This window comes from Pseudomonas sp. HMSC066A08 (assembly GCF_001813025.1).
Taxonomy (GTDB): domain Bacteria; phylum Pseudomonadota; class Gammaproteobacteria; order Pseudomonadales; family Pseudomonadaceae; genus Pseudomonas; species Pseudomonas aeruginosa.
Window position 1 is genome coordinate 43,173 of record NZ_KV811323.1, and the last position, 21,917, is coordinate 65,089.

Annotated in this window: 17 protein-coding genes; 9 read left to right on the forward strand and 8 right to left on the reverse strand. The window is 67.1% G+C overall.

Annotated elements, in window-relative coordinates; translation table 11 throughout:
• The first annotated feature begins 232 nt into the window (after window positions 1–232).
• Window positions 233–3,118 carry an ATP-binding protein gene (locus HMPREF2886_RS19830; protein ID WP_083318583.1) on the forward strand — a complete coding sequence of 962 codons (2,886 nt, stop codon included), beginning with the start codon at window positions 233–235 and terminating at the stop codon, window positions 3,116–3,118.
• Between the two features lie 33 nt (window positions 3,119–3,151).
• Here the strand turns inward: HMPREF2886_RS19830 and HMPREF2886_RS19835 are convergent, their stop codons facing one another.
• Entirely contained in the window at window positions 3,152–3,958 is an 807-nt protein-coding gene (locus HMPREF2886_RS19835; RefSeq protein ID WP_042170187.1) for an alpha/beta hydrolase, read from the reverse strand.
• 311 nt (window positions 3,959–4,269) lie between these two features.
• Window positions 4,270–5,289: an oxidoreductase MexS gene (mexS, locus tag HMPREF2886_RS19840; protein ID WP_033978236.1), complete on the reverse strand. Its 1,020-nt coding sequence runs from the start codon at window positions 5,287–5,289 to the stop codon at window positions 4,270–4,272.
• A 220-nt stretch (window positions 5,290–5,509) separates the two neighbouring features.
• Between mexS and mexT the strand changes: the two genes are divergently transcribed.
• From mexT to oprN, 4 genes are all read left to right on the forward strand, one after another.
• Window positions 5,510–6,424 carry a multidrug efflux system transcriptional regulator MexT gene (gene mexT / locus HMPREF2886_RS19845; protein WP_003089829.1) on the forward strand — a complete coding sequence of 305 codons (915 nt, stop codon included), beginning with the start codon at window positions 5,510–5,512 and terminating at the stop codon, window positions 6,422–6,424.
• A gap of 230 nt (window positions 6,425–6,654) precedes the next feature.
• Complete coding sequence (gene mexE / locus HMPREF2886_RS19850; protein ID WP_042170191.1) at window positions 6,655–7,899, forward strand: multidrug efflux RND transporter periplasmic adaptor subunit MexE; 1,245 nt, start codon at window positions 6,655–6,657, stop codon at window positions 7,897–7,899.
• Window positions 7,900–7,920: 21 nt separating this feature from the next.
• Window positions 7,921–11,109, forward strand: a complete 3,189-nt coding sequence (gene mexF / locus HMPREF2886_RS19855) for a multidrug efflux RND transporter permease subunit MexF (RefSeq protein ID WP_033978234.1) — start codon at window positions 7,921–7,923, stop codon at window positions 11,107–11,109.
• On the forward strand, window positions 11,106–12,524 hold the full coding sequence (gene oprN / locus HMPREF2886_RS19860; protein WP_070748155.1) for a multidrug efflux RND transporter outer membrane subunit OprN: 1,419 nt from the start codon (window positions 11,106–11,108) through the stop codon (window positions 12,522–12,524). The genes mexF and oprN overlap by 4 nt, the downstream gene beginning before the upstream one ends.
• A gap of 158 nt (window positions 12,525–12,682) precedes the next feature.
• On the opposite strand, the gene HMPREF2886_RS19865 is transcribed toward oprN, so the two are convergent.
• A complete protein-coding gene (locus tag HMPREF2886_RS19865) occupies window positions 12,683–13,198 on the reverse strand; it encodes a DinB family protein (RefSeq protein WP_058017754.1) in 516 nt (171 codons plus the stop codon).
• Between the two features lie 58 nt (window positions 13,199–13,256).
• Window positions 13,257–14,135 (reverse strand): LysR substrate-binding domain-containing protein, encoded by an 879-nt coding sequence (locus HMPREF2886_RS19870; protein WP_003089840.1) that lies wholly within the window; start codon window positions 14,133–14,135, stop codon window positions 13,257–13,259.
• Window positions 14,136–14,262: 127 nt separating this feature from the next.
• Between HMPREF2886_RS19870 and HMPREF2886_RS19875 the strand changes: the two genes are divergently transcribed.
• From HMPREF2886_RS19875 to HMPREF2886_RS19885, 3 genes are read left to right on the forward strand one after another with little or no spacing between them, the layout of a single operon-like run.
• On the forward strand, window positions 14,263–14,895 hold the full coding sequence (locus HMPREF2886_RS19875; RefSeq protein ID WP_003109549.1) for an ankyrin repeat domain-containing protein: 633 nt from the start codon (window positions 14,263–14,265) through the stop codon (window positions 14,893–14,895).
• 17 nt (window positions 14,896–14,912) lie between these two features.
• Entirely contained in the window at window positions 14,913–15,368 is a 456-nt protein-coding gene (locus tag HMPREF2886_RS19880) for a nucleoside deaminase (protein ID WP_042164964.1), read from the forward strand.
• Complete coding sequence (locus HMPREF2886_RS19885) at window positions 15,365–16,591, forward strand: CynX/NimT family MFS transporter (RefSeq protein WP_033978224.1); 1,227 nt, start codon at window positions 15,365–15,367, stop codon at window positions 16,589–16,591. Before HMPREF2886_RS19880 ends, HMPREF2886_RS19885 begins: the two co-directional genes overlap by 4 nt.
• 39 nt (window positions 16,592–16,630) lie before the next feature.
• Here HMPREF2886_RS19885 and HMPREF2886_RS19890 read toward each other — a convergent pair whose 3' ends face one another.
• Together HMPREF2886_RS19890 and HMPREF2886_RS19895 are read right to left on the reverse strand one after the other, a co-directional pair.
• Window positions 16,631–16,798 carry a hypothetical protein gene (locus tag HMPREF2886_RS19890; protein WP_003089849.1) on the reverse strand — a complete coding sequence of 56 codons (168 nt, stop codon included), beginning with the start codon at window positions 16,796–16,798 and terminating at the stop codon, window positions 16,631–16,633.
• Between the two features lie 103 nt (window positions 16,799–16,901).
• Entirely contained in the window at window positions 16,902–18,242 is a 1,341-nt protein-coding gene (locus tag HMPREF2886_RS19895; RefSeq protein ID WP_033978222.1) for a leucine-rich repeat-containing protein kinase family protein, read from the reverse strand.
• A 117-nt stretch (window positions 18,243–18,359) separates the two neighbouring features.
• Here HMPREF2886_RS19895 and HMPREF2886_RS19900 point away from each other — a divergent pair, with 117 nt between their 5' ends.
• Complete coding sequence (locus tag HMPREF2886_RS19900) at window positions 18,360–19,613, forward strand: SMI1/KNR4 family protein (protein ID WP_070748157.1); 1,254 nt, start codon at window positions 18,360–18,362, stop codon at window positions 19,611–19,613.
• 3 nt (window positions 19,614–19,616) lie between these two features.
• Here the strand turns inward: HMPREF2886_RS19900 and HMPREF2886_RS19905 are convergent, their stop codons facing one another.
• On the reverse strand, window positions 19,617–20,234 hold the full coding sequence (locus HMPREF2886_RS19905; RefSeq protein WP_070748159.1) for an immunity protein Imm33 domain-containing protein: 618 nt from the start codon (window positions 20,232–20,234) through the stop codon (window positions 19,617–19,619).
• 251 nt (window positions 20,235–20,485) lie between these two features.
• A complete protein-coding gene (locus HMPREF2886_RS19910; RefSeq protein WP_039026592.1) occupies window positions 20,486–21,832 on the reverse strand; it encodes an OprD family porin in 1,347 nt (448 codons plus the stop codon).
• Window positions 21,833–21,917: the final 85 nt, after the last annotated feature.

Here is a 21,917-nt window from a genome sequence, read left to right on the forward strand (position 1 = left end):
CTACAAGAGAAGATTCAAGAGACTACGCCTCGCCATTCATGCCGCTCATGGCCTGAATGGCAGCGCCCCCCTATTTTCGGGCACACATCTGGCAAATCGATCAGAATTAGACGTAGGAATACCGGCCCGACAAGTGGAGCGAATAGTTGGCCCTTGCTATACCGATAACGACGACCGACAGGCATCATGGCGCCCCCATGCGATGCGCCCACCTTCTCCAAGGACCTTCTAGATGCCAAAACCAGCCTGGCTGATCACGGCTGCCAGCTTTTCATTGTTCATGCTGCTCTTGGTCACCCCCTGCGCCCATGCCGAAGTCGTCTCGCTTGCAGGCCGCATGGCGACCAACGCGCGCCCCTGGCTGAGGGATGCCGACGGACGTTTGCTGGAACGAAGGCCACCCCTCAGGGTGGGTATCGCAGCGCTCGACTACCCGCCCCTGTCCATTTCCTATGCCAATCGTTTCCAGGGAATCACGGCCGATTACCTGGCGCTGATCTTCAGGGAAGCGCCGCAGGTCCATGTCTTCGGTTCCCGGCTGGCGGCCTTGTCCGCCTTGAAGCGCGGCGAAATCGATCTGCTCGGGACAGGCAGCGAGAGCGAGGCACGGGAAAATGGATTGCTGGCCAGCGAGTCCTACCTGCCCGACAGCCCCGTGCTGGTAACCTCCGATGGCAAGGCATTCGATGCGCAGAAACCCGGCACGGTCCTCGGCGTGGTCAGCGGCTATCTCCCCGAGCAGAAGATCCTGGATGCCTACCCCAATAGCAGCCTCCACCTGTTCGACTCACCCCAACGCGCCCTGGAAGCCTTGACGCTGGGCGATCTCGATGCGGTGATCGGCGACGCCGTCTCGTCGCACTATCTGATCCACACCCATTACCTGCTGAACCTGCGGATCGAGAAATTCGCGCCCATCGACAGTTCCGGCTTCCGCTTCCTGCTGCGGCCCGACAGTGTGGAACTGAAGGCCATCATCGACCGTGCACTTCCGCCCATCGCCGCGCGCTACGGCGAAGAGATGCTCAACAGCTGGAGCGCCGGCCATCGCCTGCACTTCAGCGAACCCCATGTCACACTGACGCCTGCGGAGCAACGCTGGCTCGACGCCCACCCACAGGTGCCGGTGGTGGTCAACCATTCCCTCGGTGCGCTCGGCCAACTAGGCCCCGACCAGGAGCTGAGCGGCATTGGCCGCGACTATCTGGAACTGATCAGTGAACGAAGCGGTTTGCACTTCACCTACATAGGTGCCGAGAACTCGGTCGACGCCTGGAAACTGCTGCGCTCGGGCCAGGCGCTCCTGAGCCCCGCCGTACCGCCGGTGGACCAGTTCGACCTCGGTTTCGATGTGCTGCCGCCCTACCTGCGCAGCTCCATCGTCTTGATGAGCGGAGGGAACAAGGGCACGGTCATGCGCAGGCTGAGCGATCTGAACGGGAAGGTCCTGGCCACCGGGAAAGGCTACTTCCTCGCCGAGCTGATTCGGCGGGACTACCCTGATATCCGGCTCCGTCTCTACCCCAACTTCGTGGAAGCCATGCGCAGCGTCGACCTCGGCCAGAGCGACGCCTACATCAGCAGCGACTATACGGGGCGCTATCTCTCTGCCCAGTATTTCTCCAATCGCGTCAAGGTCTCCGGGATCCTCGAGGATCTCCCGGTCGCGATCGGTATCGGGCTGGTCAAGAATCAGCCGGAGCTCAAAAGCATCCTGGAAAAGGCCCAACTGGCCATCGCCCCGGAAGACGTGGCGAAGATCGTGCAAGGCTGGGAGCCGCGCTTCGCCAGAGGAGAAGCCAATTTCTGGAGAGACTACCGGACACGGATCCTGCAGTTCGGCGGCCTCCTCGTGGTACTGGTCGGCATCTCGCTGATCTGGGCGTTCTATCTCATGCGCCAGATACGCAAGACACGCCAGGCGGAGGAGCAGGCCGCGACGGCGAACCAGGCGAAAAGCGTGTTCCTCTCGACGATGAGCCACGAGATCCGGACACCACTGAACGCGATCATCGGTCTGCAGCAAATCGCCCTGCTCAAGGCCAGGCGCGGCGTGGCAGACCCCGGATCGCTGTCGGTGGCGCAGGAAGCGGCACAGTCGCTGCTGCTTCTGCTCGGCAATGTACTGGACCTTTCCCGCATCGAATCCGGAAAGATAGATTCATCGCCGGAGCCGGTCGTCCTGAAAGACCTGATAGAGGGTATCGTCCCGTTGGTGGCGGGACTGGCGACACAGAAGAAGCTCACGCTGGAGCTGAAGCTGGATGGCGACATCGACCAGTGGGTGCTGATGGACCCTCTGCATTTCAAGCAAGTCCTGTTCAACCTGCTGAGCAATGCGATCAAGTTCACCGAGCATGGCGGCGTGCGAGTGGATGCCTCGGCCCGCCGACAGGGCGAGCGCCTGTTTCTGAACCTGGACGTGATCGATACCGGCATCGGCATCTCGCCCGCCGACCAGAAGAAACTGTTCAAGCCATTCACCCAGGTGGGACCGTCTTCCTCCGAACATACGGGAGGCAGCGGGCTGGGCCTGAACATAAGCCGAAGACTGGTGCATCTGATTGGCGGCCAGATATCGCTGAGCAGCGTACCCGGCGAGGGTTCGCGCTTCTCCGTCAGCCTGGACCTGCCCCTCTGCCCTCCTCCCGAGGAGCAGGCAGGCGCGACCCCCGATATGGCAATGGCGACGCTGCGGGAAACGTGCCACCTCTCCGTCCTGGTTGCGGAGGATCATCCTTTCAATCGCCTCACCCTGAGCATGCAGCTCGAGAGCCTGGGGCACCGGGTGACGACCGCCGAAGATGGCAGGGAAGCCCTGGAGCGCTGGCGCGACAACGAGTTCGATACCTTGATCACGGACGTGATGATGCCACGGATGAATGGCTTCGAACTGATGAAGCAGGTCCGTGAAGAGGAAACCCGCCACGGGCGCCGTCGCTGCCAGATCATCGCATTGACGGCGAGCGCCGAGTCTGAGGCCATGCAGCGCTGCCTGGCGGCCGGTGCGGACCAGGTCCTGTTCAAACCGACCACCCTCGAGGCCCTGGCGCCAGCGTTGAACGCGGGTTGCCCGCCAGCGTCCGCGGCTACCGTCGACGATGGCCAGGCGAGGTGAATGCGCCGCGACCGGCATCCTGACGGGCAGCCTTCAGCGCGGGATAATCGCGGATAACGCCTGGAGCAGGCGCCCCTCAGCCCTCGCCAGGTCGTCCAGTACGGAAAAGTGCGTGCAGCCAGGCACATGCAGCAGCGTCGCCGGCTCGCCTTCCGCGACGCTCGCCGCGGCATACTCATCGGTGTGGCGGACAAGCTCCGGCAGCTCGTCGGCGCCCACCGCCAGCACCGTCGGAACACCCTTGCCAAGGCGGCGCAAGGGGCTGAAAGCCTCGATCTCCTGCGGGGAAAGACGCAGCTTGTCATTCAGCCATGACAGGCTGATCGGCTCCAGGTCCACCAGCGAACTGATGGCCAGGGCCGCTGTCACCAGCGGGTGGTCGCGGTACATCAGGGTCAGATGCCCACCCGCCGAGTGGCCACTGAGGATCAGCGGACGGCCGGCGACGCCCAGTTGCTCGGGATCGGCGGCGAGATGCTCGAGGAGGCATCCGATTTCCGCCACGATCTGGGTCATCGAAGCCTGCGGCGCCAGGGTGTACTCCGCCAGCACGACGTTGAAGCCGTCGTTCAGCGGTCCTTCGGCAATGAACGCGAAGTCCTCTTTGCTGCAGTTCTGCCAATAGCCGCCATGAATGAATACCAGGCACGGCGCATCGGGCTCGCCACAGGGAAACCAGTCGAAGCGCTGACGCGGACTTTCGCCATAGGGAAGATCCCGGCGAACGGGCCGGGAAGCGTACAGTCTCGAACTGCGCGCCTGGAAATCCGCGAGGACGCCGGGAAAGTCCGGCACGGCGGCGGTATTGTTGTAGGCGGCATCGAGTTCGGCCCGGCTCATGCATGTATACGATTTCATCTTGCCTCCTGACTGGTGGTTTTCTCGAGACATACGTCATTGCGCTCGAGAGCCGCTATTTAACCGCTAAACGCCCGAGCAGGAGCCGTCAGGTACCATGAACAGGAAAATTCCTAGTCACCTATAGGAAAATTGGAAGGTGATCTCCTCAAGCGCGCGCGTCCGCCGCCCCAAGCAAACCATGCCGGTCGGCACGCCGCGCGAACCCAGGACACCGGCGCTCACCCAGGCGGACGCCGCCTGACGAAAAAAGCCCGGCACATGGCCGGGCTCGGATCAATCGCCAGCGGGTCTCAGTCGGCGACGTGGATCACCACGCGACCACGCTTCGGACAGGTTTCCATGTAGCGGTGCGCCTCGATCACCTGGTCGAACTCGAAGACCCGGTCGATCACCGGCTTGAGCAGGCGGTCGCGGGTCAGTTGCTCGATGTGCGCCAGGGCCTTGGTCACCGACTCGTCGTTGCGCTCCAGGCCCATCTCCGGATGGCCGGTGAAGTCCATCAGGCAGTGTCGGTAGAATTGCAGGTGCTTCTTGAACGCCGCGCAGGCCGGGAACGCCGACTCGTTGCCACCGTTGCAGCCATACAGCACCAGCTTGCCGCGGGTGGCGGAGACATCGCCGAGCAGGGTCATCTGCGGGCCGCCCAATTCGTCGAGAATGACATTGACGCCCTTGCCCTCGGTGAAGCGCTCGACTTCCAGGACCAGGTCCTGCTCGTCGGTCACCACCACCTTGTCGGCGCCCTGCTCGCGGAGGAACTCGCGCTCGTCGGCGGACTTGGTGGAAACAATCACCCGCGCGCCGAGAGCCTTGGCCAACTGGATCGAAACCGGCCCGTACATGCGCGCCGCCTCGGTGATCAGCACGGTCTGCCCTGCCTTCAACCCGGCCAGGTCGACCAGGCCGAAATAGGCAACCAGCAGGCCGGTGTAGTAGACGCTGGCCTCCACCGGGGTGAGCACCTCGGGGTAGACCGCCAGGGCCGCGCGTGGCATCAGTACCACGTCGCCATAGGCCGGATAATGATCGGGGGTATGGGCGGGGAAACTGGCCACCCGGGAACCCAGCGGCAGGTCGCCGACGCCGGCGCCGACCGCCAGCACCTCGCCGGCCAGCTCGAAGCCGAGGCCGGACGGTAGCGCAGCCTGCTCCGGGGCCAGGTTCTGACGCCAGAGCACATCCTTCCAGCTCACGCCGATCGCCTGGACACGCACCAGGACTTCCCCTGCGGCCGGCGCCGGGGTCGGCAGCTCTTCGCATGTGAGGACCTCTGGCGGGCCAAACTGATGAAAACGGATCACTCGGGACATCGCAAACCTCTGCAGTGCATCACGGGGTGAATAACCTCATGGGTTGTGACTGTATCCGCCCATGCCTGACAAAACCACCCGTCGTTATTGATAATGGCTATGCCTGTCAGTGATCCTATGCCCCTCCGGCACCTCGCCAGGCCCCGCCCCGTCTCGCACGCAAGGCTTGACGGCGGGCCCCCGCGGTTGCAGCCTCTAGCCCCTGGAAACGAGGAACGCCATGAACCGAAACGACCTGCGCCGCGTCGATCTGAACCTGCTGATCGTGTTCGAGACTCTGATGCACGAACGCAGCGTGACCCGCGCCGCAGAGAAACTGTTCCTCGGCCAGCCGGCCATCAGCGCCGCGCTGTCGCGCCTGCGCACGCTGTTCGACGACCCGCTGTTCGTCCGTACCGGACGCAGCATGGAGCCCACCGCGCGAGCCCAGGAAATCTTCGCCCACCTGTCGCCGGCGCTGGATTCCATCTCCACCGCCATGAGCCGCGCCAGCGAGTTCGATCCGGCGACCAGCACCGCGGTGTTCCGCATCGGCCTTTCCGACGACGTCGAGTTCGGCCTGCTGCCGCCCCTGCTCCGCCGCCTGCGCGCGGAGGCGCCGGGGATCGTCCTCGTCGTGCGCCGCGCCAACTATCTATTGATGCCGAACCTGCTGGCCTCGGGGGAGATCTCGGTGGGCGTCAGCTACACCGACGAACTGCCGGCCAACGCCAAGCGCAAGACCGTGCGCCGCAGCAAGCCGAAGATCCTCCGCGCCGACTCCGCGCCCGGCCAGCTGACCCTCGACGACTACTGCGCGCGACCGCACGCGCTGGTGTCCTTCGCCGGCGACCTCAGCGGCTTCGTCGACGAGGAACTGGAGAAATTCGGCCGCAAGCGCAAGGTGGTCCTGGCGGTGCCGCAGTTCAACGGCCTCGGCACCCTCCTCGCCGGCACCGACATCATCGCCACCGTGCCCGACTACGCCGCCCAGGCGCTGATCGCCGCCGGCGGCCTGCGCGCCGAGGACCCGCCGTTCGAGACCCGCGCCTTCGAACTGTCGATGGCCTGGCGCGGTGCCCAGGACAACGACCCGGCCGAACGCTGGCTACGCTCGCGGATCAGCATGTTCATCGGCGATCCGGACAGTCTCTGAGCCCTCCGGCAGCTCCCCGCACGAGGCGTCGCAACGGGAAAATCGATCGCGCGCCGCGGGTCTGCGGCTTATTCCATCGAAAGCACTGTCCATAACCATCGACTGTTACAGAAAACGAAAAACCATGTATCACTGTTCGTGATAATCAAAATCTCGTCGTTCGATTAGTTCCCTGCCGGAGCAGCCCGCAGACTTCGCCAATCCCGAAAAACCGACTGGCGGAGTCAAGCATGGAACAGTCATCCCACTTCTCCTGGCGCTACCCCCTCGCACTCGCGGCCGTGCTGGTCCTGAGCGCCTGCGGTAAGGCCCCGGAAACCACCCAAGGCATGGCGGCGCCCAAGGTCAGCGTCGCCGAAGTCATCGAACAACCGCTGAACGAGTGGGACGAATTCACCGGCCGCCTGGAGGCCCCGGAGTCGGTGGAGCTGCGCCCGCGGGTGTCGGGCTACATCGACCGCGTGGCCTTCCATGAAGGCGCGCTGGTGAAGAAAGGCGACCTGCTGTTCCAGATCGACCCGCGCCCGTTCGAGGCTGAGGTCAAGCGCCTCGAAGCCCAACTGCAACAGGCCCGCGCGGCCCAGGCGCGGAGCGTCAACGAAGCCCAGCGCGGCGAACGCCTGCGCGCCAGCAACGCGATCTCCGCGGAACTCGCCGACGCCCGCACCACCGCCGCCCAGGAAGCCAAGGCGGCGGTCGCCGCGACCCAGGCGCAACTGGACGCGGCACGCCTGAACCTGAGCTTCACCCGGATCACCGCGCCGATCGACGGTCGCGTCAGCCGCGCCGAGGTCACCGCCGGCAACCTGGTCAACTCAGGGGAAACCCTGCTCACCACCCTGGTCAGCACCGACAAGGTCTACGCCTACTTCGACGCCGACGAACGCGTGTTCCTCAAGTACGTCGAGCTGGCCCGCCAGGCCGGTCGCGACACGCGCAGCGAGAGCCCGGTATACCTCGGCCTGAGCAGCGAGGACGGCAACCCGCACCTGGGCCGGCTGGACTTCCTCGACAACCAGGTCAACCCGCGTACCGGCACCATCCGCGGCCGCGCCGTGTTCGACAACGCCAAGGGCGAGTTCACCCCGGGCCTCTACGTGCGCCTGAAGCTGGTCGGCAGCAAGACCTACGCCGCCACCCTGATCAAGGACGAAGCGGTCGGCACCGACCTGGGCAAGAAGTTCGTGCTGGTCCTGGATGGCGACAACAAGACCGTCTACCGCACCGTCGAGATGGGGCCGAAGCTGGAGGGCCTGCGTATCGTCCGCAGCGGCCTGAGCAAGGGCGACCGGATCGTCGTCAACGGCCTGCAGCGGGTCCGCCCGGGCATGCAGGTGGATCCGCAGAAGGTCGAGATGGCCAGCGCCGACACCTTGGCCACCCTCGCGCGCCTGCGCCAGTCGGTCGGCGACAGCGACCCACCGAAGGTGGCGGCGACCAAGGACAACGCCACTCGCAACGAGCCGCGCGGCTGAGCGCGGCGATAGGAAGAACCGATGAATTTCTCCCAATTCTTCATCCAGCGGCCGATCTTCGCCGCGGTGCTGTCGCTGCTGATCCTGATCGGCGGCGCCATCTCCCTGTTCCAGCTACCCATCAGCGAATACCCGGAAGTGGTGCCGCCGACCGTCGTGGTCCGCGCCAACTTCCCCGGCGCCAACCCGAAAGTCATCGGCGAGACCGTCGCCTCTCCCCTGGAACAGGCGATCACCGGGGTGGAGAACATGCTCTACATGTCCTCCCAGTCGACCTCCGACGGCAAGCTGACCCTGACCATCACCTTCGCCCTCGGCACCGACCTGGACAACGCCCAGGTGCAGGTGCAGAACCGCGTCACCCGGACCGAACCGAAGCTCCCGGAAGAAGTGACCCGGCTCGGTATCACCGTCGACAAGGCCTCGCCCGACCTGACCATGGTCGTGCACCTGACCTCGCCGGATAACCGCTACGACATGCTCTACCTGTCGAACTACGCGGTGCTCAACGTGAAGGACGAACTGGCCCGCCTCGACGGCGTCGGCGACGTCCAGTTGTTCGGCCTCGGCGACTATTCGCTGCGCGTCTGGCTGGACCCGAACAAGGTCGCCTCGCGCAACCTCACCGCCACCGACGTGGTCAACGCCATCCGCGAGCAGAACCGCCAGGTCGCCGCCGGCACCCTGGGCGCGCCGCCGGCGCCGAGCGACACCAGCTTCCAGTTGTCGATCAACACCCAGGGTCGCCTGGTCACCGAGGAAGAGTTCGAGAACATCATCATCCGCGCTGGCGCCAACGGCGAGATCACCCGCCTGCGCGACATCGCCCGGGTCGAGCTGGGCTCCAACCAGTACGCCCTGCGCTCGCTGCTGAACAACAAGCCGGCGGTGGCGATCCCGATCTTCCAGCGTCCCGGCTCGAACGCCATCGAGATCTCCAACCTGGTGCGGGAGAAGATGGCCGAGCTGAAGCACAGCTTCCCGCAGGGCATGGACTACTCCATCGTCTACGACCCGACCATCTTCGTCCGCGGCTCCATCGAGGCGGTGGTGCACACCCTGTTCGAGGCCCTGGTGCTGGTGGTGCTGGTGGTGATCCTGTTCCTGCAGACCTGGCGCGCCTCGATCATCCCGCTGGCCGCGGTGCCGGTGTCGCTGATCGGCACCTTCGCGGTGATGCACATGCTCGGCTTCTCGCTCAACGCGCTGTCGCTGTTCGGCCTGGTGCTGGCCATCGGCATCGTGGTGGACGACGCCATCGTGGTGGTGGAGAACGTCGAGCGCAACATCGGCCTCGGCCTCAAGCCGGTGGAAGCCACCAAGCGTGCCATGCGCGAGGTGACCGGGCCGATCATCGCCACGGCGCTGGTGCTCTGCGCGGTGTTCATCCCGACCGCGTTCATCTCCGGCCTCACCGGGCAGTTCTACCGCCAGTTCGCCCTGACCATCGCGATCTCCACGGTGATCTCGGCGTTCAACTCGCTGACCCTGTCGCCGGCGCTGGCGGCGGTCCTGCTCAAGGGCCACCACGAGCCGAAGGACCGCTTCTCGGTGTTCCTCGACAAGCTCCTCGGCAGTTGGCTGTTCCGTCCGTTCAACCGTTTCTTCGACCGCGCCAGCCATGGCTACGTCGGCACGGTGAACCGGGTCCTGCGCGGCAGCTCGATCGCCCTGCTGGTCTACGGCGGGCTGATGGTGCTGACCTACTTCGGCTTCTCCAGCACGCCGACCGGTTTCGTCCCGCAGCAGGACAAGCAGTACCTGGTGGCCTTCGCCCAGTTGCCCGACGCGGCCAGCCTGGACCGGACCGAGGCGGTGATCAAGCAGATGTCCGAGATCGCCCTGGCGCAGCCCGGCGTGGCAGACTCGGTGGCCTTCCCCGGCCTGTCGATCAACGGCTTCACCAACAGCCCGAACAGCGGCATCGTGTTCACCCCGCTGAAGCCGTTCGACGAGCGCAAGGACCCGAGCCAGTCGGCCGGAGCCATCGCCGCCGCGCTGAACGCCAAGTACGCCGACATCCAGGACGCCTACATCGCGATCTTCCCGCCGCCGCCGGTACAGGGGCTGGGGACCATCGGCGGTTTCCGCCTGCAGATCGAGGACCGTGGCAACCAGGGCTACGAGGAGCTGTTCAAGCAGACCCAGAACATCATCACCAAGGCCCGTGCGCTGCCTGAGCTGGAACCCAGCTCGGTGTTCTCCAGCTACCAGGTCAACGTGCCGCAGATCGACGCCGATATCGACCGCGAGAAGGCCAAGACCCACGGCGTGGCGATCAGCGACATCTTCGACACCCTGCAGGTCTACCTCGGCTCGCTGTACGCGAACGACTTCAACCGCTTCGGCCGTACCTACCAGGTCAACGTCCAGGCCGAGCAGCGGTTCCGCCTCGAACCCGAGCAGATCGGCCAGCTGAAGGTGCGCAACAACCTCGGCGAGATGGTCCCGCTGGCCTCCTTCATCAAGGTCAGCGACACCTCCGGTCCGGACCGCGTGATGCACTACAACGGCTTCATCACCGCAGAACTCAACGGCGCCCCGGCCGCGGGCTACAGCTCCGGCCAGGCGCAGGCGGCGATCGAGAAGCTGCTGAAGGAGGAACTGCCCAACGGGATGACCTACGAGTGGACCGAGCTGACCTACCAGCAGATCCTCGCCGGCAATACCGCGCTGTTCGTCTTCCCGCTCTGCGTGCTGCTGGCCTTCCTCGTGCTGGCCGCCCAGTACGAGAGCTGGAGCCTGCCGCTGGCGGTGATCCTGATCGTGCCGATGACCCTGCTGTCGGCGATCACCGGGGTGATCCTGGCCGGCAGCGACAACAACATCTTTACCCAGATCGGCCTGATCGTTCTGGTGGGGCTGGCGTGCAAGAACGCGATCCTGATCGTCGAGTTCGCCAAGGACAAGCAGGAGGAAGGCATGGACCGCGTCGCCGCGGTGCTGGAAGCCTGCCGCCTGCGCCTGCGGCCGATCCTGATGACGTCCATCGCCTTCATCATGGGCGTGGTGCCGCTGGTGATCTCCACCGGCGCCGGCGCCGAGATGCGCCATGCGATGGGCGTGGCGGTGTTCTCCGGGATGATCGGGGTGACCTTCTTCGGCCTGCTGCTGACGCCGGTGTTCTACGTCCTCATCCGCCGCTTCGTGGAGAACCGCGAAGCGCGCCGCGCCGCCAACGACAAAGGCCTGCCAGAGGTGCATGCATGATTCACGCGCAGTCGATCCGGAGCGGGCTCGCGCCCGCCCTGGGTCTGTTCAGTCTGCTGGCGCTCAGCGCCTGCACGGTGGGTCCGGACTACCGGACCCCCGACACCGCGGCGGCGAAGATCGACGCCACGGCGAGCAAGCCCTACGACCGCAGCCGCTTCGAAAGCCTGTGGTGGAAACAGTTCGACGATCCGACCCTGAACCAACTGGTCGAACAGTCGCTGAGCGGCAACCGCGACCTGCGCGTGGCCTTCGCCCGCCTGCGCGCCGCCCGCGCCCTGCGCGACGACGTGGCCAACGATCGCTTCCCGGTGGTCACCAGCCGCGCCAGCGCCGACATCGGCAAGGGCCAGCAACCGGGAGTGACCGAGGACCGGGTCAACAGCGAGCGCTACGACCTTGGCCTGGACAGCGCCTGGGAACTCGACCTGTTCGGGCGCATCCGCCGTCAGCTGGAATCCAGCGACGCCCTCAGCGAAGCGGCCGAGGCCGACCTGCAGCAACTGCAGGTCAGCCTGATCGCCGAGCTGGTGGACGCCTACGGCCAGCTGCGCGGCGCGCAACTGCGCGAGAAAATCGCCCTGAGCAACCTGGAGAACCAGAAGGAGTCGCGCCAGCTCACCGAGCAACTGCGCGACGCCGGGGTCGGTGCCGAACTCGACGTCCTGCGCGCCGATGCGCGCCTGGCGGCCACCGCCGCCAGCGTTCCGCAACTGCAGGCGGAAGCCGAGCGCGCCAGGCACCGTATCGCCACCCTCCTCGGCCAGCGGCCGGAAGAATTGACGGTGGACCTTTCGCCGCGCGACCTGCCGGCGATCACCAAGGCCCTACCGATAGGCGATCCCGGCGAACTGCTGCGCCGCCGGCCGGACATCCGCGCCGCCGAACGGCGCCTGGCCGCCAGCACCGCCGACGTCGGCGTGGCCACCGCCGACCTGTTCCCGCGGGTCAGCCTCAGCGGCTTCCTCGGCTTCACCGCCGGGCGTGGCTCGCAGATCGGCTCGAGTGCCGCCCGCGCCTGGAGCGTCGGCCCGAGCATCAGCTGGGCCGCCTTCGACCTCGGCAGCGTGCGTGCCCGCCTGCGCGGCGCCAACGCCGACGCCGACGCCGCGCTGGCCAGCTACGAACAGCAGGTGCTGCTGGCCCTGGAAGAATCGGCGAATGCCTTCAGCGACTACGGCAAGCGCCAGGAGCGCCTGGTCTCGCTGGTCCGCCAGTCGGAAGCCAGCCGCGCCGCCGCGCAACAGGCGGCGATCCGCTACCGCGAAGGCACCACCGACTTCCTGGTGCTGCTGGACGCCGAACGCGAGCAACTCTCCGCCGAAGATGCCCAGGCCCAGGCCGAGGTCGAGCTGTACCGCGGCATCGTGGCGATCTACCGCTCCCTCGGCGGTGGCTGGCAACCCAGCGCCTGAACCGGCTATCCCCGGCCGATGGAAATCGGCCACTCCAGCCCCGCGATTGCAGCTCCTGGTCGCGGGGCTTTTTTATGCGCAGCGCGGGGCGAACGCTCGGTCGAGCCCCACGTCGTTTCTCGGCGATGGCGTAGAGGCTCGGCGGCCATTGCCGCAGGCTACTCCCGCCGCTCCGGCTGCGCGGAGTGGATATACAGGGTGTAGGTATCCGCCGGCCGCGGCGCGCCCGCCAGGTCGAGGGCATGGCCGATGGCGCCGCGGTGGTAGGTGCCATGGTTGACGATATGGAAGAGGATCTCCTGGCGCGTCATGCCGCCGTCGCGGCCATCGGCGAAGCGGAAGCGCAGCCATTCGCCGCGACGCTCCAGCGGCAGCTCGGCGACATAGCCGGCGAACCACACGGCCGAGTCCTCCAGCCGGCGACGCAGGACGTCGTAGCCAGGCACCACCTCGCTGTTGGTCTGTTGGTGGGGCGCCGGCTCGCCCAGCAGGCGCGCCCTGAACAGTTCCTCGACGATCGCCATGTGATTGAGCTGTTGCAAGGCGAAGGCCAGCGAGGCCGGGAACGCCTCGGCGTCGATCCGGGCGATGGCATCGAGGGTGCGGCGGTCGGACCAGGCCTTGTAGTTGAAGGACTCGACCAGCAGGTCGACTTGCAGGGTGGGTCGGGACATGTGGCGGGCTTCCGTGTCCATTCGCTGAGGGAGCCGGATCATAGCCCGGAGGCAGCGCTCAGCGCTCGCCCTGCAACCCTTCCAGGCGTGCATCGCAGAGGTCGCGCAGGCGGTCGCGGAGGGTGCGCCCGGCGCTGTCCAGCTCGGGCCGCGCGTAGAGCGCCAGCTCCAGGCCAGCGATGGGCGGGAAGCCGGCCTGCGCGCCAAGCAGGCGATGCTCGGGCCCGACACAGCCCAGCGGCAGCAGGCTGACCCCCAGTCCGGCGCCGACCGCGGCCACCAGGCTGGCCAGGCTGGCGCTGGAATAGCCGATGCGCCAGCGACGCCCGATGCTCTCCAGGGCATGGATCATCTCCTGGCGATACAGCGCGCCGACCGGGAACACCACCAGCGGCACCGGCTCCTCCGGCGAACCCTCGCCGAACGGCCGCGCGGCGCTGCCGAACCAGCCCAGCGGCTCGGCCCAGCGCGCATGGCAGTCGCTGTCGGCTCCCCACTGCTTGACCAGCAGCAGGTCCAGCTCGCCGCTGCGGTAGAGGCGCAGCAGGTGATGGCTGAGACCGCTCTCGACCTCCAGGCGCAGTCGCGGACGCTCTTCGGTGAAGCGCGTGAGCACCGGCATCAGCACTTCGCCGGCGAGGTCTTCCGGCACGCCGAGGCGCAGCACGCCGTCGCCATGGGCCGGGCTGAGGGCCTCGCTGGCCTCGTCCGAGAGCCGCAGCAGGCGCCGCGCATAGCCAAGCAGGCGCTCGCCCTCCTCGGTCGGCAAAACCTGCCGCTGGCTGCGGTCGAGCAGGCGGCAACCGAGGTTCTGTTCGAGGCGGATGACCTGCTGGCTGACGGTGGACTGGGTCAGGTGCAGGTGTTCGCCGGCACGGGTGAAGTTGCCAGTGTCGACAACGCTGACGAAGGTACGGAGCAGAACCAGATCGAGCATGCGCACTCCCACTGAAAGGCATTCCATCATTTAATTTCAGCATACATGACATCGACGCCATACTTTTCGCCAACGCCTATCGGAGCCCATCGACATGTCCCTGGCCAATCTATGCAGGAGCGGAGCCATGCTGGTCTGCGCAGCATTCAGCGGAGGCGCCGGCGCGAGCGACGCCGGAGCATTGCTCGAAGCCGCGCGTCGCGGCGATACCGCGCAGGTCGCCAGCCTGCTCGAACGCAAGGTCGAGGTCGACGCGCCCAGCGCCGATGGCAGCACCCCGCTGCTGCTGGCCACCGCCAACGACCACCTGGCGGTGGCGCGCCAGTTGATCGAGGCCGGCGCCGACGTCAACCGGCAGAACAGCCGGCTCGACAGCCCGTATCTGCTGGCCGGTGCCGAGGGCCGCCTGGAAATCCTGCGCCTGACCCTGCTCCACGGTGCCGACCTGAAGAGTACCAACCGCTATGGCGGCACCGCGCTGATCCCGGCCTGCGAACGCGGCCATGTGGAAGTGGTGAAGACGTTGCTGCAAGCCGGGGTCGATCCCAACCATGTCAACAAGCTCGGCTGGACCGGGCTGCTCGAGGCGATCCTGCTGAGTGACGGCGGTCCGCGCCACCAGGAGATCGTGCGCCTGCTGATCGACGCCGGCGCCGACGTCAACCTGGCCGATGCCGACGGCGTCAGCCCGCTGGCCCACGCCCGCCAGCGCGGCCAGGGCGGGATCGAGCGGCTGCTGCTGGCCGCCGGCGCCCAATGAAAGCGAAGGAGAAAAACATGTCCGATGAAACCTTCATGCGCGAGGCCATCGCCCTCGCCCGTACCAACGTCGAGGCCGGCGGCCGGCCGTTCGGCGCCGTGCTGGTGCGCGACGGGCGGGTCCTGGCCCGCGGCGTCAACCAGATCCACGAGACCCACGATCCCAGCGCCCACGCCGAAATGCAGGCGATCCGCCAGGCCAGCCAGGCGCTCGGCAGCCCGCGTCTGGACGGTTGCGTGATCTACGCCAGCGGCCATCCCTGCCCGATGTGTCTGGCCGCCATGCATCTCTGCGGCATCCAGGCGGCCTGGTTCGCCTATTCCAACGAGGACGGCGAACCGTTCGGCCTGTCCACGGCCACGCTCTACGCCGAGATGGCGCGCCCGCCACAGCGGCAGAGCCTGCCGCTACGCGCCCTGCGTCCTGCCGGCGAAGAGGGTCTGTACCGGCAATGGCGGCAACGCCAGGCATGAGTGCGCGAACCCCTTCCGGCGGCCCGGCCGCCGCCGGCGTCGGCGCGGCGGAGGTCAGTTGGGTCGGCCTGCTGGTGATCTTCTGCCTCGGCATCAACCTGCGACCGATCCTCACCGGCATCGGCCCGCTGCTCGAGGAAATCACCGCCGGCACCGGTCTCGGCTTCCAGGGCGCATCGCTGCTGACGGTGTTGCCGGTGCTCTGCATGGGCCTGGTGGCGCTGTTCCTGCCCTGGCTCGGGCGTTGGCTGGCCGAGCACCGCGGTATCGTCTGCGGACTGCTGGCCATCGCCGCGGCCTGCCTCTGGCGCCTGGAACTGGATAGCGGGCTGGCGCTGATCGCCAGCGCCGCGCTGGCCGGCAGCGGCGTGGCGATCATCCAGGCGCTGGTACCGGGCGTGGTCAAGCGCTGGTTCCCGAGGCGGGTCCCGGCGGCAATGGGCCTCTACTCGGCCTCGCTGATGGCCGGCGGCGGAACCGCGGCGGTGCTCAGCCCGCGGATCGCCGAACACTTCTCCAGTTGGCAGGCCGGCCTCGGCGCCTGGGCCGCACCGGCCCTGCTGGCGCTGCTGCTGTGGATGTTCGCGCGGCCGAGGGAGGTGCTGCCGAGCGCTGGCGAGGGGCCGGTCCGGCACTTCTTCGGCAATCGCCGTGGCTGGCTGCTGGCGGTGTATTTCGGGCTGATCAACGGCGGCTACACCAGCATGGTGGCCTGGTTGCCGGTGTACTACCGCCAGCTCGGCTGGAGCGCCCAGGACAGCGGCGGGCTGGTCGGGATCATGACCATCTTCCAGGTGCTCGCCGCGCTCAGCGTGCCGCTGCTGATTCGCCGCCGCCTCGACCGCCGGCCCTGGCTGCTGGCCGCTCTGCTGGTCCAGCTCGGCGGCTTCTGCGGCCTGCTGCTGATGCCGCTGCAGCACGCGGCGCTGTGGGTGGCGTTGATCGGCTACGGCCTGGGCGCCTGCTTCGCCCTCAGCCTGACCCTGACCCTCGACCACCTCCACGAGCCGCGTGCGGCCGGAAGCCTGGCGGCCTTCGTGCAAGGCATCGGCTTCATCATCACCGGCATCGTGCCCTACCTGACTGGCTGGCTGCGCGACGCCACCGGCAGCTTCCAGGCCTCCTGGCTGCTGCTCGTGGCGAGCGTGGTGGCAATGTTGCTGGTGACCCTGCGCTTCGCCCCGTCCGGCTATGCCCGGGCCATGGGCGAGACGCGCGACTGAGGGACCTCCGCGCCCGCCATTGCAGGCGCGGGTGGCGCTTCAGTAATGGGTGGCGATATAGATACGGTAGCTGATGATGGCCAGCATGCAGATCACTCCGACCCACATGAGGAACAGGCCGAACGGCGTGTCGCGCTTGGTGAAACCCGTGCCGATGAAGAGCATGCCCAGCACGATGATTGCGAAAGTGACGCCGTAGGAATCCATGTTTACCCTCGTTGGCCGCGTTCCTGACATACTTGTCAGTCTAGCTCCAAGCCCGCTAGAACTGCGTTGATATTTATCAGCCTGCGGTCAATTTCGGACAAATTCATCGAACTTGAGGAAACGCCTGGCTGAGAGCGGCAAGGTCGCGCAAGATCGCCTGGATCTCGCCGAAGTCCGGCCGCTCGCTCACCCGTGGCAGCGCGCAACGTCGCTGCAACTCGACCAGCGCCGCACGTAGCGAGGCCTGCCCCGGCGGCGCCTCGCTGCGCTCGAGCAACTCTTCCAGCAGGCAGGCGAAGGCACGTACTTCCAGGCGCCGCAGGGCGCCGGCGAGCACGGCGTCGTCCGGGAGAAAGGACGCGGCGCCGAAATCGCCCAGCAGGCAGGCGCCATCCTCGCGCCAGAGGATGTTATGCGCATAGAAGTCGCCATGGCTGATGCCGCGTCCATGCAGATGGGCCATCAACGCGGCGAGCGAGGCCGCCAGGCGCAGCGCCGTGGCCAGCTCGAAGCGCAGTCCCGGCGGATAGACGTCGCGGGTACAGGACTCCAGGCTCGGCGGCCCCGCCAGGTTGCGATAGGCGTCGTCGAGCAGCTCCAGCACCAGCCCGTCGCGCCCTTGCGGATGCCCGGCGAGCTGGCCGAGCACCTCGATCAATTGCGCATGGCGCCCCGCCGCCAGGCAGGCGGCCATCTCGCTGGCGGGGGTGCCATCGCTGGTCACTTCGCCCTTGAACAGCTTCAGCGCCACCGTGCGCGTCGAGCCGTCCGGCTGGTGCCAGCCGGCGCGATGGATGACCCCGGAGGCTCCTTCGCCGATCAAACCGTCCAGGCTCAGCTCGCTCCAGTCCAGCGCAGCGATGCCGCTGTCGGCCAGCGCCGGCAGACGGCACAACGGGTTGCCGGCGTAGGCCAGCCAGGCCAGGCGCGGCAGCGTCGCCAGCCAGGCCGGCAGGCGCTGGAAACGGTTGGCGGCGATCCGCAGCAGTTCCAGGCCTTCGCAAGCGGCCATGCTCTCGGGCAAGGCCTCCAGGCGGTTGCCGGCCAGCATCAGCTTCTGCAACGGCCGGCGGCCCAGTTCCTCGGGCAGCGTGGCAATCCGGTTGTCGGTGAGGATCAGCCAGCGCAGCGCTGGCGGCAGGGCCGCGGCCGGCACCCGCTCGATGCGGTTGGACTTGAAGCCGACCATGCTCAGCGCCGGACAGTCCCCCACCGCCGCCGGCAATTCGTCGAAGTCGTTGGCGGAACAGAACAGCACCTTGAGACGATGCAGCCGGCCGAGGTCGTCCGGCAGGCTGTCCAGGGCGTTGCCGCTGAGGTTGAGCACCTCCAGGGAGTCGGCCAGTTCGAAGATTTCCCGGGGGAACTCGCGCAGGCCGCAGGACAGGTCCAGGCGCGCGGTGCCGGCCAGTTCGCCGCTGCGCAGTTGCTGCAAGGTGTGCATGATTCGACGGACTCCGGCCAGGGCGGATGGAAAGCCGCGCATGATAGCCAAGGCGTTGCGGAACGCGCACCCTCGCCGTGCTAGAGTGGCCGCCCCGAATCGACAGGACCACAGAGAATGGAACTCTCCCCCGCCGAACGCCAACTCCTGCGGGCCCATCGCCTGGCCGTGTTCGACGGCTGCGTGGTGTACGACGCCCAGCCGCCGGTATCCGCCGATTTCATCCAGCGTCTTGCCGAAGGCCTGGCCGGACCGATTCCAGACGACCTGCTGCGCCTCTGGCGCACCTGTTTCGGCGGGCGCCTCGGCTATGACCTGGAAGTCGACTACGACGGCCACCGCCACCCGTTCTCTTTCAGCGAACTGTTCTATCCGGACAGCGACGGCTACCACGACCTCTGGGGCTGGATCGAACACGAGCGCGAGCTGGCGGCGGAAGCCGCGGCCGAAGAAGGCCGCGACTGGAACGGCAAGCTGGCCTACCTGCCGTTCGGTGGCTTCGAGTACCTGGAGCGGCTCTACGTCTGCGTCGAACCCGGCCCGGAGCATGGCACGGTAATCGCCTGGAGCCACGGCCTACCGCCGGCCTGGGCCGGACGCCTGCACCAGGATTCGGTGACGCGCCTGGCCGACGATGTCGGCGGGCTGTTCCGCCTGCTGTCCTTCGAACAGGATCCGTTCGATGCCGAGAACGCCTGCGGTGTGGCCGACGAGCTGCTGGAAGCGCTGGACGCCCTGGAGGCCGCCGGGGAACCCGGCAAGGCGCTGAAAGGCCGCCTGGAAGTCCTGCTGCGCCAGCGCATCCTCGACTGGCGGCCGGCCCTCGCCGACGGCAGCCTGGCCGCCGAGCCAAGGCTGCGTCAACTGGCCCTGGCCGAAGCCGCGCAAGACGGCGACATCGACCTGCTGCAACGCCTGCGCGATGCCGGCTGCGACTTCGCCGAAACCTTGCGCGGACGCGGCGGCGTGCTGGAGGCCTGCCTCGCCCGCGGGCGCCTGGAGGCCACCGGATGGCTGCTCGACCAGGGCGTCGCGGTGCACCAGGACAGCCTGCAGATCGGCGCCGCGCACCTCGATGCGGTCCTGGCCGAACGCCTGTTGTGGCTCGGCGCGGTCTCCGAGCCGAATACGGTGCTCCTCGCCCTGCAATACGGCGACGCCGACGCCGCGCGGATCATGGCGCGACCGCTGCTGGAGGAGTCGCCGGCGCGGGCCAGCGCCCTGCGCCTGGCCCTCGCCAGCCGCGCCGAGCGCGAGCGCAGCGACGCCAGGCGGGTCAGGTCGGGAAAGATGGGCAGCAACCGCAGTCCCGACGACTACCTGGCCCTGGCCGAGCGCCTGGAGCGCTTCCTCGCCGAGCTGCCTGGCTGAGGCTCAACCCTCCGGTCCCTGCACCTCGATGAAGGAACCGTCGGCCAGCCGCTCGAACGCCCGTCCCGGCGGCGCGTCGAGCAGCGGCAGGATGCTGTCGTCGGCGTTCAGCACCGAGCCCAGGCTGACGTAGGCGGTGGTCCCGGCGGTATTCATGTAGTCGTCCGACTCGTCGCCGGCCATCAGCCGCCAGCCGCTGTCGTTTTCCTCTTCCGGCGCCTCGCGGTAGAGGTAGCCGACCGCCTTCCCCTCGTCTATCACCCGGCGCGTCACGAAGCAGCGCCGGGCATAGCGCGAGATCGGCGTTTCCCGCGGGTCGTGCTCGGTGTTGATGATGTGCCGCGCCTCGAAGACGATGCGCTCGCCCAGCAACAGGTCGCGGATGTATTGCGGATAGTTGTCCAGGCGGCCGCTGAAGGCGCCATCCGCCTCGATGCCCTCGACCGTCACCCAGAGCCGCTCGGCGCGCGGCGCATCGGGGTTGTCGGTATCGAAGGCGAAGATCAACTTGACGCTTTCCCCGGTGGCGACCCGGTCGATGGTCTCCGCGTCCGGTTTGTAGAAGGTGTAGGGATGGCGGACAGCGATCGCACTGGCGTCCACCAAGGTCCACGAGGCCATGTCGACTCCCGCTTGGCTGGCTACGCGGCGCCCGTAGCCTGGGCTGCCACGGGCACGCCGGTGCCCGGGCGGCATGGGTGGAATGGCGAGGCCGAGGTTCGGGTCGCGGCGCCCACCGGCAGGTCGAAGCCATGCCCGGCCAGGAACCGCCCTTCGGCCCGCCTACCCAGAGGAAAGTAGCAGCGCCGCCGCGCAGCCGCCAGCAACGGGCTGTCGCAGAGCGCCGCCCCGGACGGGGCGGCGCCGCGCCTTCAGAGGACTTGCAGCGGGTATTCGACGATCAGGCGGACTTCGTCGAGGTCCGACTCGAAGCTGTCGGAGCGCACGGTGGCCTGGCGCACGCGGAACGCCAGGTCCTTGGCCGCGCCACCCTGCACCACGTACTTGACCTCCACGTCGCGTTCCCAGCGGCCCTGGTTGGTCAGCGGGTTGCCGTTGGCGTCGGTGCGCATGTAGACGCTGTTGGCATTCGAATAATCGGCGTCCCAGCCCTTGCCATAGCGGGTCATGAAGCTCAGGCCCGGCACGCCGAAGGCGGCCATGTCGAGGTCGTAGCGGAGCATCAGCGAGCGTTCCTTGGGCGAGTTGAAGTCGCTGTACTGGATCGAGTTGTCCAGGTAGATGGAGTCGGTCTGGCGCAGGTAGTCGAAGTCGTCGTCGCCGTTGTTGCGCTGGTACGACAGCAGCACCTGGTGCGGACCATAGGCGAAGCCGCCGCGCACGCTCCAGATGTCGTTATCGAGTTCGCCCATCACCTGCCTGCCCTGGTCCTTGACCTTGTAGTAGTTGGCGCCGCCGAGCAGGGACAGCTTGTCGTCCAGCGGATAGTTGAAGCTGGTGCCGGCGTAGTACTGGTCCCAGGCGTCCTTCTGGCGGCTGCCGTAGAAGCTGACACTCCAGTGCTCGGTGGCCTGGTAGTCGCCGCCGGCGTAGGCGACCCACGGCGAGTCGATGCGCCGGCCGGTGTAGAAGCTGTAGAAGTCGTCGCTGCCGCTGGTGCTGTTCGGCTGGGTCATCGAGTTCAGCTTGCCGGCCTGCAGGGTCAGGCCCTTCGCCAGGCTGTCGTTGACCAGGGTGAAGCCGCGGAAGCTGGAGGGGAACAGCCGGCTGTTGCCGTACTGGATCACCGGGGTTTCCGGGAACACGTCGCCGACCCGCAGCACGGTGCCGTACCAGCGCAGCTTGACCGCGCCGCCGGCTCGCGAATAGTCGTCCTGCGGCCGCCCCTGGTCGTCATAGGGCAGCAGGTCGACGCTACCGCCGGCGCCGGAACGCCCGCCGCCGCTGTCCAGGCGCACGCCGAGCTGGGCGAAGGCGTCGATGCCGACGCCCAGCGTGCCCTGGGTGAAGCCCGAGGAGAAGTTGGCCATGAAGCCCTGCACCCATTCCTCGGTGTAGCCGCCGCCCGCCGGGCTCGATTGGCCCTTGCGGAAGTCGCGGTTGAAGTAGAAGTTGCGCAGCAGCAGGTTGACCTCGCTGCCCTCGATGAAACCTTCCTTGCTCCGCTCGGCGTTCTCCTCGGCGACGGCCGAGGCCATCAGTCCGGCGCCCAGCAGCAGTGGAAGCGTCCACAGTCGTTTCTTTCCATCCCCTTGCATGGCGATTGCTCCAGATCGGTTCATGTCTGTTTTTCTTCTGCGGCCATGCCTTGCGGCGCTGGCTGTGCGTGAACTTCTGGTCGAT